Annotated in this window: 5 protein-coding genes and 1 pseudogene; 2 read left to right on the top strand and 4 right to left on the bottom strand. The window is 68.4% G+C overall.

The features are described from left to right. Nucleotides 1-10: 10 nt before the first annotated feature. Nucleotides 11-10894 (top strand): annotated as a pseudogene (locus ACYR7D_RS18965) (type I polyketide synthase); the annotation flags it as partial. Between the two features lie 92 nt (nucleotides 10895-10986). On the opposite strand, the gene ACYR7D_RS18960 reads toward ACYR7D_RS18965, so the two are convergent. The 4 genes from ACYR7D_RS18960 to ACYR7D_RS18945 all read right to left on the bottom strand — a co-directional run bounded on the left by ACYR7D_RS18960 (nucleotide 10987) and on the right by ACYR7D_RS18945 (nucleotide 15439). After that, nucleotides 10987-13017, bottom strand: coding sequence for an oxidoreductase (locus ACYR7D_RS18960; protein ID WP_459545863.1), 2031 nt, complete (start codon nucleotides 13015-13017; stop codon nucleotides 10987-10989). Nucleotides 13018-13291: 274 nt separating this feature from the next. After that, on the bottom strand, nucleotides 13292-13555 hold the full coding sequence (locus ACYR7D_RS18955; protein WP_459545862.1) for a tail fiber domain-containing protein: 264 nt from the start codon (nucleotides 13553-13555) through the stop codon (nucleotides 13292-13294). Between the two features lie 68 nt (nucleotides 13556-13623). Then, complete coding sequence (locus ACYR7D_RS18950; RefSeq protein WP_459545861.1) at nucleotides 13624-13773, bottom strand: hypothetical protein; 150 nt, start codon at nucleotides 13771-13773, stop codon at nucleotides 13624-13626. A gap of 406 nt (nucleotides 13774-14179) precedes the next feature. Next, nucleotides 14180-15439: a cytochrome P450 family protein gene (locus tag ACYR7D_RS18945; RefSeq protein ID WP_459545860.1), complete on the bottom strand. Its 1260-nt coding sequence runs from the start codon at nucleotides 15437-15439 to the stop codon at nucleotides 14180-14182. A gap of 1084 nt (nucleotides 15440-16523) precedes the next feature. On the opposite strand from ACYR7D_RS18945, the gene ACYR7D_RS18940 reads away from it, so the two are divergent. Beyond that, nucleotides 16524-18305, top strand: coding sequence for an acyl-CoA dehydrogenase family protein (locus ACYR7D_RS18940; RefSeq protein WP_459545859.1), 1782 nt, complete (start codon nucleotides 16524-16526; stop codon nucleotides 18303-18305). The last annotated feature ends 162 nt before the right edge of the window (nucleotides 18306-18467 follow it).

Below are 18467 nucleotides of genomic sequence, written 5' to 3'. Positions count from 1 at the left end.
GGCCGACAACGACGAGCTTCGCCGGTATCTCAAGAAGACCGCCAAGGAGCTCTACGACACCAAACAGCAACTGCGCGAGGTCACCGACCGGGCCCGGGAACCGATCGCGATCGTCGGGATGGCCTGCCGGTACCCGGGCGGAGTCTCCTCACCCGACGATCTGTGGCGGGTCGTGGCCGAGGGGGTGGACGCGGTCGGGGACTACCCGGCGGACCGGGGCTGGGATCTGGATCGGTTGTTCGATCCCGATCCGGGTGTGCCGGGCACGATCTACACGCGCCAGGGCGGTTTCGTCGACGACGCCGCCGGTTTCGACGCGGGCTTCTTCGGGATCAGCCCGCGTGAGGCCGCCGCGATGGACCCGCAACAACGGTTGATGCTCGAGGCGTCGTGGGAGGCGCTGGAGGACGCCGGAATCGATCCGCTTTCGCTCCGCGACAGCGATACCAGCGTGTTCGCCGGCGTCGCGCACCAGGATTACGGGCCCCGGGTCGGTTCGGCGCAGATCACCGCCGAGACCGAGGGCCACGTCTACCTGGGTGTGTCCAACAGTGTGCTGTCGGGCCGGGTCGCCTACACCCTCGGTTTCAAGGGACCGGCGATCTCGGTGGACACGGCGTGCTCGTCTTCGCTGGTCGCCCTGCATCTGGCCTGTCGAGCGCTGCGGCAGGGAGAGACCTCGCTGGCGCTGGCCGGTGGGGTCACGGTGATGTCGGATCCGTCGTTGCTGATCGCGTTCGCCCGGCAGCGCGCGCTGTCGCCCGACGGCCGGTGCCGGGCGTTCGCGGCGGCGGCCGCGGGGACCGGTTTCGCCGAGGGACTGGGTGTCCTGGTACTCGAGCGGTTGTCGGACGCGCGGCGGCTGGGCCATCCGGTGCTGGCAGTGGTGCGTGGTAGCGCGATCAATCAGGACGGCGCGAGCAACGGGTTGACCGCACCGAACGGTCTGTCGCAGGAGGGGGTCATCCGCCAGGCGCTGGCCGACGCCGGTCTGCGGCCCGCGGATGTCGACGCGGTCGAAGCACACGGGACGGGTACGAAACTCGGTGACCCGATCGAGGCGCGGGCACTGATCGGTGTGTACGGCGCGCGGCCGGTGGAGACTCCCCTGCGGCTGGGTTCGCTCAAGTCCAATATCGGCCACACCTCGGCCGCGGCCGGGGTCGGCGGTGTGATCAAGATGGTTCAGGCCATGCGGCACGGCATACTGCCGAAAACGCTGCATGTGGACGAACCCACCCCGTTGGTGGATTGGTCGGCCGGGACGGTACGACTGCTCGAGAACAGTGAGCCGTGGCCCCGCGGAGGGCAGCGGCCACGGCGGGCGGGTGTGTCCTCGTTCGGGGTGAGCGGCACCAACGCGCACGTCGTTCTGGAGGAAGCGCCGGAGCCCGGGGCGACGACGGTCGCCGGGTCCGCCGAAGGAACGTCGCCGTCGGCCGGGCCTTCGGCGGAGACCGGGGACCGGGTCACCGCCGAGTACGTTCCGTTGCTGGTATCGGCCGGTTCCGAGGCGGCGTTGCGGGCCCAGGCCGCCCGGTTGCGTGCCCGGCTGAGTCCGGACACGCCCGGGACGGTGGAGGCCGGGGATCTCCGGGATATCGCGTATTCACTGTGCACGACCCGGGCACAGCTGGAGTGGCGGGCGGCTGTCGTGGGCCGGGATCACGCCGAAATGGTGGCGGGACTGACCGCCCTGGCCGAGGGCGCACCGGGCGCGGGTGTGGTGTCCGGTCACGTGGTGCCGGGCGGCACCGCCTTCTTGTTCACCGGTCAGGGTGCGCAGCGGGCGGGCATGGGTTCCGGGTTGTATGCCGCGTTCCCGGTGTTCGCGGCCGCGCTGGACGAAGTGTGCGCGGTTTTCGACCCCTTGCTGGGCAGGTCGCTGCGCGAGCTGATGTTCCGGGACGATGCGGGTGAACTGCTGGAGCGCACCGAGTTCACCCAGCCGGCGTTGTTCGCGTTCGAGGTGGCACTGTACCGGTTGGTCGAGTCGTTCGGCCTCTCCCCCGATTTCCTGGTGGGTCATTCCATCGGTGAGCTGGTCGCGGCGTATGTGGCGGGGGTCTGGACCTTGTCCGACGCATGTGCGCTGGTCGCGGCGCGGGGCCGGTTGATGGGCGCGTTGCCGGCGGGTGGGGCGATGCTGGCCGTCGCGATCACCGAAGCCGAGGCAGTCGAGTTGTCGGCCGGATACCCGGACCGCTTGTCGGTGGCGGCGGTCAACGGCCCTGCGTCGGTGGTGCTGTCCGGTGACGCGGACGCCGTGCTGGAGGTCGAACGTGAGCTACGCGGGCGCGGCACCGAGACCACCCGGCTGCGGGTGAGCCATGCCTTCCATTCGGCCCGGATGGATCCGATGCTGGCCGAATTCCGCGCGATCGCGGCCGGTTCGAGCTATCGGGCGCCGACGATTCCGATCGTGTCCGATGTGACCGGTGCGGTGGTGGACGGGTCGGTGCCGACCGACCCGGAGTACTGGGTGCGTCAGGTGCGGGCGGCGGTGCGTTTCGCTCCGGGGATCGCGGCCGCGATCGGCGCGGGTGTGCGCCGGTTCGTCGAGATCGGCCCGGATGCGGTGCTCTCGGCGATGACGCGGGACTGTGTGGCCGCCGACCCCGAGGCCGAGGCGCGTTCGGTGGTGGTCGCGGCCGGGCGGCGGGGTGTCGACGAGGTGGCGCAGTTCGTCACCTTCCTCGGTAGCGCGCATGCGGCAGGGTTGCGAGTGGACTGGGACCGGTTGTTCGCCGGGCACTCACCCCGCCGGGTTCCGTTGCCGACCTACGCCTTCCAGCGGCAGCGGTATTGGCTGACACCCACCGGCGGCTCGGGTGATGTGCGCCGAGCCGGTCTGCTGGCTGTCGATCACCCCATGCTGGGCGCGGCCGTCGCACTCGCCGGCCGGGACGAGTGGCTGTTCACCGGCCGGCTCTCGATGGCATCGCAGGCGTGGCTCGCCGATCACAGGGTCTTCGGCTCGGTGCTGCTGCCCGGGACGGGTTTCGTGGAGCTGGCGCTGGCCGCCGGTGCCCGGCTGGGCATGGCGGTACTCGACGAACTGGTCCTCGAGGCGCCGTTGCGGCCGACCGAGCGTGGCGAGTTCGATATCCAGATCAGTGTGGAAGCCGCCGGGCCCGACGGACGGCGCCGCTTCCTGGTGGCCTCCCGGCCGGCGAACGACCCGGCCGGAGCCACCGGCGCGATCACGCACGCCCGAGGTGTCTTCGCGCCCGGCGCGGCCGCCGATGTCTTGCCCACCGGCCGGTTCGACGGACCGCTGGACGACGTCGATACGGCCGCGGCCGAGGTGCTCTACGACCGGTTGTTCACCCAGGGGTTCGAGTACGGGCCGGCGTTCCAGGGTGTGCGCCGCACCGCCCGGGACGGAGACGAGGTACTGGCCGATGTGCTGTTACCGGCTGCGGCCGGCGCGGACGCTCCCGGTTTCGGGCTGCATCCGGCACTGCTGGACGCGGCGCTGCACGCGGCCGGCGATATCCTGGCCGCCGATGCGCGGGCCGATCAGGCCCCACTGCCCTTCTCGTTCAACGGCGTGCGGTTGTACCGTCCGGGGGCGGCGGCGGTGCAGGCGCGGATCCGGGCCAACGGTCCCGGCAGCGTCCGGGTCGAGCTCCGCGACGATACCGGTGAGCCGGTGGCGCTGATCGAATCGCTACTGGCGCGGCCGATCGACCGCGCAGCGTTGACGCCCGCGACCTCCACCACCCGCGAGGCGCGCTACGACATCCGCTGGGTTCCGGCGGATACACCGGAACCCGGATCGGCGGGTGAGCGACGGCTCGTCGCGATAGGCCGGCCGCATGCGACCGGTTTCGACGAAACCCGGCCGAATACGACCACCTGGGCGCAGTCCGTGGCCACCGGAGCCGGGACAGCCGAGGCGAGCGGCTCCGCCGTGGTGTGGTTCGCCGATCCGCGGCCCGGATCACCGGGCGCGGAGGCCGCCGATACGGTGCACCGGGCGGTGCGGGAGGCACTGGCGACCGTGCGCGAATGGCTGGGTCGGCCGGCCGCGCAGGCAGAAGAGGCCCGGCTGGTCGTCGTGACCCGTAACGGGGCCGGGCTACCCGGCGAGGATCCGGATCTGGCCGCCGCGGGTATCTGGGGTCTGGTGCGCAGCGCGCAGTCGGAGAACCCGGGCCGGATCGTGCTCGTGGACAGCGATACCGCCGAGGTGACCGGGGATCTGGTGTCGGCGGTGCTGGACACCGGCGAGTCGCAGCTGGCGGTGCGGGCCGGTTCCCTGCTGGTGCCCCGGCTCACCCGGCTCGACCCCGGCGAAGACACGGCCCTCACCTTCGGCACCGGCGCGGTGCTGATCACCGGTGGCACCAGCGGTCTGGGGGCGCTGGTGGCGCGCCACCTGGCCACGGCTCATGGTGTCCGCGATCTGGTGCTGGTGTCCCGGCGCGGTGAACAGGGCGAGGGTGTCGGCGAACTCGTCGCCGAACTGACCGAGCTGGGAGCCCGGCCCCGCGTCATGGCCTGCGATATCGCCGACCGCGACGCGGTACGGGCCATGCTCGGCACCCTCGCCGGCGGCCCCCCGCTGACCGGGGTCGTGCACGCCGCCGGTGTCCTGGACGACGGCACGATCGATACTCTCACCCCGGCCCAGGTCGATCGGGTGCTCGCGCCGAAAGTCGGCGGAGCACTGAATCTGCACGAACTCACCGCCGGCGCCGACCTCGCCGCATTCGTGATGTTCTCGTCGATCGCGGGGGTGCTCGGAGCGGCGGGGCAGGGCAATTACGCCGCCGCGAACTCGGTACTGGACGCCTTGGCGCGCCGGCGGGTACACGCCGGTCTGCCCGCGGTCTCCGTGGCGTGGGGGCCGTGGAATCAGGACAGTGGGATGACCGCCGAACTGGCCGCAGCAGCGGTCGACCGGATCGCGCGTCTGGGTTTCCGGCCGCTGGCCGAAGCCGACGGTTTGGCGTTGTTCGACCGGTCCGGGGGTCCGGCGTTCCTCGCCGCGGTGGACTTCGATCTCCCGGCGTTATCGCTCCGGTCCCGTGCCGGAGCGCTACCCGACCTGCTACGAACGCTGGCCCCGGCGCCGCCACCGCGCCGCGCCGGGGCCAGCGGTGGCGATGGTGCGTACCTGGCACGCCGGCTGGCCGCCGCCGCACCCGATACCCACGAGGAAATCCTGGTGGGTTTCGTCCGCGATCAGGTAGCCGAGGTGCTCGGACATCCTTCCGGTGCTTCGATCGACCCCGAAAAGCCTTTCAGCGAACTGGGTTTCGATTCTCTCGGGGCGGTCGAGTTCCGGAACCGGCTGAGCAAGGCCACCGGCCTGCGGCTGCCCTCGATACTGGTTTTCGATTACCCGACCGCCACGGCAACCGCTCGGTTCCTGCGCGCACAGATCGAGGGTGGGACCACCCGGGTCCGCCGGGCCGAACGCCGTACCGAGGCCGACGAACCGATCGCGATCGTCGGGATGGCCTGCCGGTATCCGGGCGGGGTCTCCTCGGCGGACGAATTGTGGGATCTGGTGAGCTCCGGCATCGACGCCATCGGTGAGTTCCCCTCCGACCGGGGCTGGGACCTCGAGGGCCTGATCCACCCGGACCCGGATCATCCGGGCACCTCGTACTCGGGCCGGGGTGGATTCCTCGACGATGTGGCCGGTTTCGACGCCGCGTTCTTCGATATCGCACCGCGGGAAGCGGTGGCGATGGATCCGCAGCAGCGGTTACTGCTCGAGGTGTCCTGGGAGGCCCTCGAGCACGCCGGGATCGACCCGGCCTCGTTGCGGGGTTCCGATTCCAGCGTCTACACCGGCGTGATGTACCAGGACTACGAGGTACTCGCCCGGCGCGCCGGCGCGGAGGCCGAAGGCTATGTCGGCACCGGCGGCGCGGGCAGTGTGGTGTCCGGCCGGGTGGCATACACGCTGGGCCTGGAAGGACCCGCTCTCACCGTGGATACGGCGTGCTCGTCGTCGCTGGTGGCGCTGCATCTGGCGTGCCGGGCGTTGCGGCAGGGCGAAACGTCGCTGGCGCTGGTCGGCGGTGCCACGGTGATGGCTACACCGCTGCCGTTCGTGGAATTCTCCCGGCAGCGCGGCCTGGCCCGGGACGGGCGGTGCAAACCGTTCTCGGCCGCGGCCGACGGCGTGTCCTGGGGTGAGGGTGCCGCCGTGCTGGTGGTGGAACGGTTGTCGGATGCCCAGCGGCTGGGTCACGACGTGCTGGCGGTGGTCCGTGGCAGCGCCGTCAACCAGGACGGGGCGAGCAACGGTTTGACCGCACCGAACGGGCCGTCGCAGGAGCGGGTGATCACCGCCGCGCTGGCCGACGCGGGTCTGCGTCCCGGTGAGGTGGACGCGGTGGAGGCCCACGGCACCGGTACGGCGCTGGGTGATCCGATCGAAGCGCACGCGCTGATGGCCGTGTACGGGCAGGACCGGTCCCGGGAGCCGCTGCGGGTGGGGTCGCTCAAATCCAATATCGGCCACACCCAGGCCGCGTCCGGTCTCGGTGGTGTCATCAAAATGGTGCAGGCGCTGCGGTACGAGACATTGCCGAAGTCGTTGCACGCCGAGGAACTGTCCCCCCATGTCGATTGGTCGGCCGGGGCGGTACGAGTGCTCACCGAGCCCGAACCGTGGTCGGCCGGTGCCGCTGTCCGCCGGGCGGGCGTGTCCTCGTTCGGTATCAGCGGAACCAACGCTCATGTGATCCTCGAGGAAGCGCCGCTGCTGTCGGCCGAGCCGGTGCCCCCGGCCGGCGACGAGCCGGTCCCGGCCACCGAGGTGGTGCCGCTGGTCGTCTCGGCCAAATCGGTGCCCGCGCTACGCGCCCAGGCCGATCGGTTACGGGCATGGTGGATCGCGCATCCCGAGGTGGACGCCGCGACGCTGGGGCGGTCGTTGCTGGACAGCCGAGCTTCGTTCGATCGACGCGGTGTCGTGGTCGGTGGTGATCGGGAGGGGTTGCAGGCCGGGTTGGCCGCGCTCGCCTCGGGCACCCCGTCACCGGCTGTCGTCGAGGGCCGGGTGACCCCGGGTTCCACCGCGTTCCTGTTCACCGGCGGTGGTGCGCAACGAGTGGGAATGGGTGCCGAGTTGTCGCGGGCGTTCCCGGTGTTCGCCACCGCGCTGGACGAGGTGTGCGCGGAATTCGACCGGCATCTGGACGGGTCGTTGCGCACCGTGATGTTCACCGATCCCGACGGTCTGCTGGACCGGATGGATCGGATGCAGCCGGCGCTGTTCGCTTTCGAGGTGGCGATGTTCCGGCTGCTGGAGTCGTTCGGGGTGCAGCCCGATGTGGTGGCGGGGCATTCGCTGGGCGAGCTGGTGGCGGCGTATGTGGCCGGCGTGTGGTCGCTGACCGACGCGTGCGTACTGGTCGCGGCGCGGGGCCGGTTGATGGGGGCGGCACCCTCGGGTGGGGCGATGCTGGCTGCGGCCGTCTCCGAGGCGGAGGCGGACCGGTATCTGGACGGTACCGATGATCGGGTCTCGGTGGGAACGGTGAACGGTCCTCGTTCGGTGGTGTTCTCCGGTTTCGCCGAGGCGGTCGGCCGGATCCGCGAACGGTTGACGGCCGACGGGGTACAGAACACCGTGCTGCGGATTTCGCACGCATCGCATTCGGTGATGATGGAACCGATTCTGGACGAGTTCCGCGCGGTGGCCCAGAGCTTGACCTATCGGGCTCCGTCGATCCCGATCGTGTCCAATGTGTCGGCCACCCGGGTCAGCGAAGAAGTGTGCGACCCGGACTACTGGGTGCGGCACGTACGTAGTTGTGTGCGGTTCGCACCCGGTGTGGAGCTGCTGATCGAATCGGGAGTGCGCAGGTTCGTTGAAGTCGGCCCCGATGCCGCACTGACCGTGATGATCGAGGAAAGCCTGGCCGAGCGCCCGGAGATCGCGGCGGCAGCCACGGTGGTGGCGTCCGCGCGGCGATCGACGGACGAGGTCGCCGGCTTCGTCGCCGCGCTGGGCCGCGCGCATACGGCGGGAATACCGGTGCGCCTGCACCGACTGTTCGCCGGGAGCCCGGTTACCCGGGTGGCCCCACCCGCCTACGCGTTCCAGCACCACCGGTACTGGCTGTCACCGAGGGCGGACCCGGCCACCGGCTCGCTCGGCCATCCACTGCTCACCACCGGGTTGCCGCTCGCGGGCCGCGACGAATGGCTGTTCACCGGCCGCTTCTCGCTGCGGACCCATCCGTGGATCGCCGATCACGCGGTCTTCGGTTCGGTATTGCTGCCGGGGACGGCGTTCGTGGAGCTGGCGTGCAGTGCCGGCGCACACCTGCACCTGGACACCCTCGAGGAACTGCTGCTCGAGGCTCCGCTGTTGCTCGCCGCCGGCGACGATATCGACGTGCAGGTCGGTCTCGACCGGCCGGACGAAGAAGGCCGGCGGGCCTTCACGATCCATTCCCGTCCGCACACCGGCGGGAGCACCGCCCAGGAGGCCCCCTGGACGACACACGCCCGCGGGGTCTTGGCCCTCGGTGCCGAGTCCGCGCCGAGCTGGAACGAGCCGAGCTGGCCGCCCGCCGGGGCAGTGCCGCCGGAGGAGGTATCGATCTATGACCGGCTGGCGGAGGCGGGTTTCGACTACGGGCCGGCCTTCCAAGGTGTGACCGCCTTGTGGACCCGCGACGAGCACACCTACGCCGAGGTCTCGCTCGACGACACCGCGGTCGATTCGGTGGCCGGTTTCGGTGTTCATCCCGCCCTCCTGGATGCCTGCCTGCACGTGGCCGTCACCGGGCTGCTCGGTGATCTGCCACCCGGGCGGCTGCCGTTACCGTTCACCTTCACCGGGGTGCGGCTGTGGCGACCCGGCGCCCGGACCGTGCGGGTGCGCGCGGTCGCCGCCGGCGACGGCCGGGTCGGTATCGATATCGCCGACGATTCCGGTGCGGTGGTACTCACCATCGACGCCGTCGCCTCCCGCCCCGTCGACGCGGCCGATCTGGCCGGGACCGGCACTTCCCGGCCCACACCCGTGCTGGACCTGCGCTGGGTCGAATCCGAACTGCCGCTGCCGACGGCGTCGCCGGTCGTCCGGGAGACCGCGAGCGTGGGAACAGTACGTATTCCCGGTATCGAACGGCACCACCCCGAGCCGGCGGGTATGGACCGGGTTCCGGATCTGGTGGTGTGGTCGCCGGGATCCGAGCCGCCGGCCGCTGATCCGGGCGCCCACACCGGGCGGACGCCATCGGCCGGTGACCGCGCCGGACGCGTGCGGGCAGCGGTGCACGCCGCGTGGCACACGGTACGGTCCTGGCTGGCCGCGGACCTTCCCGACGATGCCCGCCTCGTCGTGGCCACCCGGCGGGCCACCGGCATCGACGGCGAACCGGTCGATCTGGCGGCCGCCGCCGCGGCGGGACTGGTCCGCAGCGCGCAATCCGAACACCCCGGCCGGATAGTCCTGCTGGACCACGACGACGAGTTACATCTCGACCTGGTACACACGGCGCTGGCGACGGGCCGGGCCGATCTGGCGATCCGTGGATCGCGGATGTTCCTGCCCCGGGTGGTCCAGGGCGCCGCCGCTACCCCGGCACCGGCACCGGGCGCGGTATTCGGCACCGGCACGGTGCTGATCACCGGAGGTACCACCGGTCTGGGAGCGGTGACGGCCCGGCATCTGGTCGCTGAGCACGGTGTCGAACACCTACTGCTGGTCTCGCGCCGTGGTGCGGCGGCAGCGGGTGTCGCGGACCTGGTCTCGGATCTGTCCGGGCTGGGTGCGCGGGTGCGGGTGGCGGCCTGCGATGTCACCGACCGCGCCGGTGCGGCGGCACTACTGGATTCGATCGATCCCGCGCATCCGTTGACGGGAGTGATCCACTCGGCGGGAGTGCTCGACGACGGCACGATCGAGACGCTGACCACCGAACAGATCGACCGGGTACTGGCACCGAAGGTCGACGGGGCGCTCGTCCTCGACGAACTCACCCGTGGGCACGACCTACGGACTTTCGTCGTCTTCTCGTCACTGGCCGCCGCGATGGGCTCACCCGGGCAGGGCAACTACGCCGCGGCGAACTCGGCGCTCGATGCGCTGGTCCGGGCCCGGCGTGCCGAGGGGCTGCCCGCGGTCTCGGTGGCATGGGGTCCGTGGACTCCGGATATCGGGATGACCGGTGAGCTCGACCGGTCGGCCGTGGCACGGCTGGAGCGGATGGGTATCGAGGTGCTCGGCGAGGGTATCGGGACGGCGCTGTTCGATGCCGCTCTCTCGGCCGGGGAGCCGGTGGTCGTGGGCGCCCGGTTCGATCGGCCCACCCTGGCCGCGCAGTCCCGGGCGGGTCTGCTGGCCGAAGTGCTCAGCGGTCTCGTACCCGCGCGTCCGCGCCGGGCCGGTGCTGCGGCCGGCGACGGACTGGCCCGGCGGCTGACCGCCGCCGCCGAAGAAGAGCGCGACGCGGTGGCAGTCGAATTCGTCCGGGAACAGGCGGCGGCGGTGCTGGGATACCCGACGGCGGCCGCCATCGAACCGTATGCTCCGTTCAAGAGCTTGGGCTTCGATTCGCTGGGCGGGGTCGAACTACGCAACAGGTTGACCGAGGCATCCGGCATGAGGTTGCCCGCCACATTGATATTCGACCACCCGACTGCCGCGGCGGTGGGGAAACTGTTACGGCAGCGGTGGGAGGAGACCGCGGTGACCTCCGCGGTCGACGATCAGCTCACGGCGTTGCGCTCGACGTTCACCACCCTCCGGTCGGCGCAGGACAAGCAGCGATTGGCCGCCCGGATCCGGGCGATGCTCGACGAGGCGACGATCGAGCCGGAGCCGGCCGCGGCCCCCACCCATACGGTGGTGGCGGACGCCAGCGCCGACGAGCTCTTCGCATTGCTCGATCGAGAACTGGGAGAGTAGATCAGCCGCGACGATATCCCGGCCGGCGAGATCGCCGGCCGGGATATCGTCGTCCGGCCCGTAGCGGGTCGCTCCTATCGCGACCGCCGGGCTCACAGCTCGGCGGCCAGGTGGGTGCCCTGTTCGATCGCGCGTTTGGCATCCAGTTCCTTGGCCTCGTCGGCGCCACCGATGACATGCCACCGCAGCCCACGCGCGCCGAGTGGATCCACCAGCTCGCGCACCGGTTCCTGACCGGCGCAGACCACGACATTGTCGACCTCGAGCACGCGGCGGCCTTCGTGGTCCGGCCCGAAACTGATATGCAGTCCGCTGTCGTCGATCAGCTCGTAGTTCACCCCGGCGATCTGCTCGACCCCCCTGGCCTCCAGCGCGGTGCGGTGGATCCATCCCGTGGTCTTGCCCAGCGTGGTTCCGAAGGGGCCGGGTTTACGCTTCAACAGCGTGACCTCACGAACCGCCGGCGACCAGGTGCGGGTGGTCAGCTGGCCCGGCGCCTGCTCGTCGTGGGTGACACCCCACTCCCGCTGCCACTCGGCCAGGTCGAGCGCGCTGCTGCCCGCCACGGTGAGGAGTTCGCTGACATCGAATCCGATTCCGCCCGCTCCTATCACGGCCACCCGGCGGCCGGCGGTGCGTTCGCCGCGGATCAGCTCCGGATAGGAGAGCACCATCGGGTGATCGATACCGGCGATATCGGGGACGCGGGGGCGGGCCCCGGTGGCCAGCACCACCTCGTCCCAGTCGCCTTCGGCGAGTTGCTCGGCCGTGACCTCGGTGTTCAACCGCACCGACACACCGACGACTTCCAGTTTGCGCCGGAAATACCGGATCGACTCGTCGAACTCCTCTTTGCCGGGAATACGCCGGGCCAGGTCGAATTGACCGCCGATCCGATCCGCCGCCTCGAACAGCTCCACCCGGTGCCCGCGTTCGGCCGCGCCGATCGCGGCGGACAACCCGGCCGGGCCGGCCCCGATCACGGCCACCTTCTTCGCCTGACGGGTGGGCAGCAGTCGCAGGATGGTCTCCCGGCCGGCACGCGGATTCACCAGGCACGAAACCAGCTGTCCGGTGAAGGTGTGGTCCAGACAGGCCTGATTGCAGGCGATACAGGTGTTGATCTCGTCGACCCTGGATTCGGCTGCTTTCCGCACCCATTCCGGGTCGGCGAGCATCGGGCGCGCCAGCGCGACCAGATCGGCGTCACCACGCTCGAGGATCTCTTCGGCGACTTCGGGCATATTGATTCGGTTCGCCGCGCATACCGGAATACTCACATGCTGTTTGATTTTCGCGGTGTATCCGACGAAAGCCGCCCGTGGCACGGAGGTGGCGATTGTGGGGACCCGGGATTCGTGCCAGCCGATATCGGTGTTGATGATATCCACTCCCGCGGCTTCCAGCTCTACGGCCAGGGCGATGATCTCCTCGAAGGTCTGCCCGTCTTCCATGAAGTCGGCCAGCGACATACGGAACATGATCAGGAATTCGTTGCCCAGTGCGGCGCGGGTCCGGGTCACGATCTCCACCGGGAATCGGCGCCGATCCGCCGGTGTTCTCCCCCATCGGTCACCGCGTTTGTTGGTCAACGGCGCGAGGAATTGATTGATGAGGAATCCCTCGCCGCCGATCAGCTCGATACCGTCGTATCCGGCCGATTTCGCCAGCCGGGCGCAGCGCACATGGTCATCGATGGTCGATTCGATTTCGGAATCGGATAATTCCCGGGGTTCGAAGGCACTGAACGGCGAGGCGACCACCGACGGTGCGACATTGTTCGGAGTGTTCGAATCGCGTCCCGTATGCAGGATCTGCATGGCGATCTTCGCCCCTGCCTCGTGGACGGCTCGGGTGATGACGCGATGCCGTGCGGCGTCGGCCTCGGTGAGCATCGAGCACGAGAACGGCGAGATCAGCGCTTCCCGGTTGGGTGCGTAACCACCGGTGACGATGAGACCTACGCCGCCGCGCGCGCGTTCGGCGAAGAAGGCGGCCAGTCGATCGGTGTGCCAGGGCCGATCTTCGAGGCCGGTGTGCATCGAACCCATCACCACACGATTGCGCAGTGTGGTACGGCCCAGCCGAAGTGGAGACAGCAAATGCGGAAACGTAGAGCTCATGGAGTGAACGTACTGATAGGTCTGTTTTACCGCAATGGATGGGCGCGACAATGGGATGCGCAGTCGCCCCCGCACATATCAGGAGTGATTCCGCCGGCCGCTTACAGCGCTTCCCACGGCATATCGGGACATATCGCGCCGCGAAAGGCGGCGGGCGAATTCGTCCACCGCACGAGTAGACCCGTTACCGGCCGCCGGGACGGTCCGATCGCACAGCGCTACCGCGCCGTTGATCCCCGGCCGTGGTTGTCCACCACACCGCCGGACCCAACCGTCATCGCCGGTCGATTTCGGCGCGAAGCCGCTCGACCTCGGCCCGCAACTCCCCGATTTCCCGCTGCAATGCCTGAATACACACCAGTGCCACACCACTGGCATCTCCCGCGTGGATCACTTCATCGTCCTGACCGAAGCCGAAAGCATCCATCCAGTCCTGCGCCATAGGACCCAGATGACGCACATGGTCGGGTTCCCATTCGTAACGCCAGGTGCTGATCGGCAGTTCCGTGACACGGTGCAGGATCTCGTACCCGTTCACCGAGTCAGCGGTGGGCCGACGCGAGGTCGTCGGCTTCGACAGGATACGCCGAAGCCGACGGGTGAATCTCAGCGTTCCCACCGCACGGGCGCGATATCGCGCTTGATGGACCGGTTGCTCTCGATGGTCGCACTCGCAACCCCGGAATTGACCACCGCGAGCACCAGTCCGGCCGCCGTGGCGGAGACGAGTGACAGTGCTACCGAAATCTTCTTCATGGCGCTTGATCACCTCCTGCGGCCGGGCGGAACCGGCCACATCGTTCCCAGTTCGGCGATTCGCCGAACCCGTTCGACAGTACCGGCACATCGTCTGCGAAACATCGGTCGAGGCCCGTCGAAACATCCGCACCCGGCGATCCGGCAGACCGGAGCCACAGGCCTGGCCGACCGGGAGTCGATCGAGCCGAATCGTCCCGGCGAAGGCACGATCACCGTGACACGACATCTCCTACCGGTTCAGCCCGGCAGCGCTGAGCGCCAGCAACGGCACGAAGGCTCGGAGCCCGCACGCGGCCGCGAGTCCCAGTCCCAGGAACGTGGGAAGCACCCAGCTACTCATGGTTGCGAGTGCAGGGGCCGGATCGGGTGTGGAGCAGGAAGCGATACGGTCGCACATTTCAGGCTAAATCGTCAGCGGCGCGGATCCGGGAAACTCCACCGGCAGTGCGGTCAGCGCACGCTGGAAAGGCCCGGGGCGCCAGGTGAGCTCCTCGGCCGGTACGGCGAGGCGCATTTCGGGCAGTGCGTCGAGCAGCTGGTCGATTGCCTCCTGCGCCACCAGATAGGCCACCTCTTTCGCCGGGCACATATGTGCCCCGATACTCCATGCGAGGTGGGCACGGTTGTCGGTATACGCCCCGGTATCGATAGCCGGATCGTTGTTGCACGCGGCGAGGCTGATCATCACCGGCTGATGGGCGGGTAGCCAGACGCCGTCGATCAGTACCGGCTGGCGGGGGAAGGAGACCGCGTAGTTCGCCACCGGCGGGTCGGTGAACAGCACCTCGTCCACGGCGTCCCGGGTCGACAGGCTCCCGCTGATTATGCCGCCCGCGAAACGCTCGTCGGTGAGGATCAGCCGGAGCGTATTGATGATCAGGTTCTGCAGCGGCTCGATCCCCGCCCCGTAGAAGCTGTATACGTTGTGCAGCATCTCCTCGTCGTCGAGGTTCGCCGGGTCGTGCACCATCCGGGTGACGATGTCCTGACCGGGTTCGGTCTTTTTGAGACTCACCAGATCGGCCATGGCCTGTTCCAGCATGGCGTTGCCTTCGCCGGCGTCCGCTGTCGATCCCTCGATCATTGTGGCCATTCCCGCCGCCGCGCGTCGACTGATCTCGGCCGGACAGCCCAGTATGTCGTTGATGAGCGCGAAGGTCAGCGGGAACGCGTACTGCTCGATGAGTTCCGCCGAACCGGTGGTGCAGAACGCGTTGATGAGCGGCCCGGCGATCCTTTCCACTCGGCTGTGCAGCGAGTACAGATCGACCCCGTTCACTCCGGCGACGGTCGCCTGCCGGTAACGGGCGTGCGCGGGGCCCGAGTTCCGGACAGCCGACGGGCGCCACTCCAGCAGGGGGAGAACGGGGCAATCGCGCGGTATATCTTTCTGCCACATGCGGGAATCCGCCGGGAAATGCTCAGGATCGTTGAGGATGCGCACAGCGGTGTGATAGCCGACGACGAGCGTCGCCGGGACGCCGGGAGCCAACTCGACCGGCACCAACGCTCCGTATCGGCGACGCATTTCGCGATAGGCGCTGTGCGGTGCCTGGGCGATCTCCGCGGCGTAGAACGGAACCCGGGGTTCGTCGGTGCTCTGCGGTGATCCGTGGACGAGCGGAAGTACGGTGGACCGAGCGTCGGGCGGTGGTGAAAACAACTGTGTTACTCCAAAGGCGCAGGTGGATGTGGCGCCCGGAAGCAGCTCTGCCGCCGCCGGAACGGCCGAGGTGAGACTACTCGAGGAAGACGCCCGATCCGAACGGACCGCCCGGCATCGTATTCGATCTGCAATACGCGGTTCCCGGTGCGCCCGCGGTTACTTCCGCAGGTTTGCCGTGCCTATCCGGCCACTCTATGGATACGCTCGCAGCGAGACGGCAACGTGATCGCACAGGATCCGGCGCACTGCGCACCCGAGACATGCGGCCGTTACATATTTCAATACGCATATCTTCATATCCAACTACATGAGTAGCAGCCCGTCCGAGGATGAATGCCTCCGATCAGACCCCGACCGCGACCTCGGCCGCGCAGGTCATGGCACGCTGGTTCGATACTCGTCCAGCTCGGCCGCGTAGTAACCGAGACCGATCGCCTACCATTCGGCATCATACCGACCGTTTTGTAGAGTAAATTTTCTGGCGAATTTACAGATAGGCGAACTCCTACACCCGACCAAATACTCACTGGTCAACAACGATCCGGGGGAACCGCAGGTCAACGGCCTAGACCAAATGTTGTATTTGTTCACCATGGATCGCTCGACCGGTTGTGGCACAATACTTTTCGTGTCATGGTCGGTCAACTGCAACCCTGCGGCAACGATGATGTCGCATGATGACGCGACCAAAACGGTGACCCGGGAACGCATCTCTACCGCCTTCCTGCCGAAAGCAGGTAGTCGGCCATCGCAGCGGCGAGCCCGGCTCGCTCCCCGATGTCCAGGGACTCCCCCGCGGTGCGTTATCGCGATCCTCCGTCGGGATGGTGCCTACGCTCACCGCTCGATCGGCGACGCGGCCGCTCCGCACCCGCCGGGTCATAACGGCACCCACATGAAGGCGTGTGGTGTATTGATGCCTTGACAGGCCATCGGCCGGCTTCCTCGCTTCGAAACCCGACTCCCCTCGCGTAGTAGTGCGGCCACCGTCGGCGTAGACGCGCGGAAGCCCGGCGCGATGGTCCAGCATGCCCAGCTGTGGACGAGTAACCGCTGGGATCGGAATGAGTAGGAGAAGGTTATGGCTACCGCCGAGTATCTGGAAAGTACATCACTGGCCGATGTGCTTCGCCACGGCAGCCCCGAGTTCCGTCAGCAGCTTCAGAAGATTCTGAGCAAACCGGACTACGCCGTCACAGAGCTGCAGAGCCAGGAGCAGCGGCGTCTCAACGCATACGACCAGCTAGCCGACCTCGTCAAAGAGATCGGCACTCGCGCTGTCGCGACCGACCTGCCCAGGCTGTTCGCCGTGTTCGACGAGTGTGCAGTGCTGGCGACGGATCTGATTCCGCTGATCTCCGGTCATTACAACCTCGCCTCGGGCAGCCTTGCGACGCTCACCGATTCCGACTCCGCCACGCCGTACCTCCTGGACCTGGATGACGCCACGGCGGTCGGTGTGATGCTGCTGACCGAATACGAATGCGGCTCCAACATCCAGTTCATGCGGACGACTGCCACCTGGGACGGTGAGGGGTTCGTCCTCAACACCCCGGATGCGAAAGCCCGCAAATTCATGCCGAGCGTCGGGATTCCGGTATCGCGGGTCTGCGTCGTCGGTGCGCGGCTCATCGATGCGGCGGGAGTCGACCAGGGCGTGCACCTGTTCGCCGCGCGCCTGCGAGGGCCGGACGGCTCGGCCGCGCCCGGTGTGACGATCACCCAGCTCGACCACCAGCCGCTGGTCATTATGGACAACTCGGTGATCAGCTTCGACAACCTGCGGGTCGAACGCGCCGCCTGGTTGAGCAACGATCTTGCGACCATCGACGACGACGGCGTGCTGACCTGGCGCGACGAAGCCAGCCGCAAGCGCGGATTCGCCTCCGCGATCAGTCAGCTCACCGTCGGACGCCTGGCACTGTCCTCGTGCCTGAACGCCGAGGCCCGTGCCTCGCTCTACATCGCCCTGAACTACGCGAGCAGGCGCGTGGTTCCGATGACGCCGACCGACAAGCCCTACATGCTCGACGTCCCCCACGTCCGTGACACACTGCTCACCGACCTGGCCGGCACCGTCGCCCGCACCATCTACGGCAATGCGGTGAAAACCTTGCTGGCGGGCAGCGACCTCACCGCCCGCGACACCGTCGTGTCGGTCATGCTGGCCAAGGACTTCATCCAGCGGCACGCACTGCAGACGGTTACCGACTGCCGCGTGAAAATGGCCGCCCAAGGTATGTTCAGCGCCAACCGGGTCGCCAGCTACCTCGGTGTCTGTCACGCCGCGATGACCGGTGAAGGCGACGTCTCCGTCATGGGATCGGTCGCCGGACGCGTACTGGCCAAACAATTCGCCGGCACACAACCGCCCGAACCCGTCCTCCACGACCCCGCCGACCCGGCGGACCGCGCGCGCCTGTTCAAAGCCCGGACCCTGACCATCGCCCAGGAAACACGACCCCAGCTGAGCGACCCGACACTGGAAGCTCGCCTCCAGGTCATCCCGGACGCCCTGGAACTCGCGGAAGCCTACTGCGTCGAACAAGCTATCCGGGCACTCGACGAACACGCCGAGCACCCGGAGATCGCGGCCGTCCGCGACGTCTTCGCCCTCGACCAGATCGAAAAACACGCGACGTGGTACCTCACCCACGGGCTACTCGACGTGGCCGCCGTGAAAGCTGTCAAACAGCAACTCCGCGGCGGCCTGCTCTACGAGGCCATCGACAATCTTGCCGACCACCTCCCCGCCCTGCTGGCCGCCTTCGAATTCGACGACGACATCCTCGGCGCCCCGGTACTGGCCGACGATCTCGCCGCCGCCTGGGACGACCGCTGCGGCGATCGGCTCCGTCGCTGATCCTCCGCACACACCGCGGGCAGGGCACTTCATATGGGGTGCCCTGCCCGCGGTGTTCGTCACCCCACACCACTTCACCAGTGTGGTGAACGCGACTGTGTACGAGGCGCGATCGGCGCGCATTTGGATCGGAAACGGACGATTCGACCGTCACGACGGTCC

It is taken from the genome of Nocardia sp. X0981 (assembly GCF_977089955.1).
Note: the sequence above shows the minus strand (reverse complement) of the source record. Positions and strands in the feature narration are given on the sequence as shown.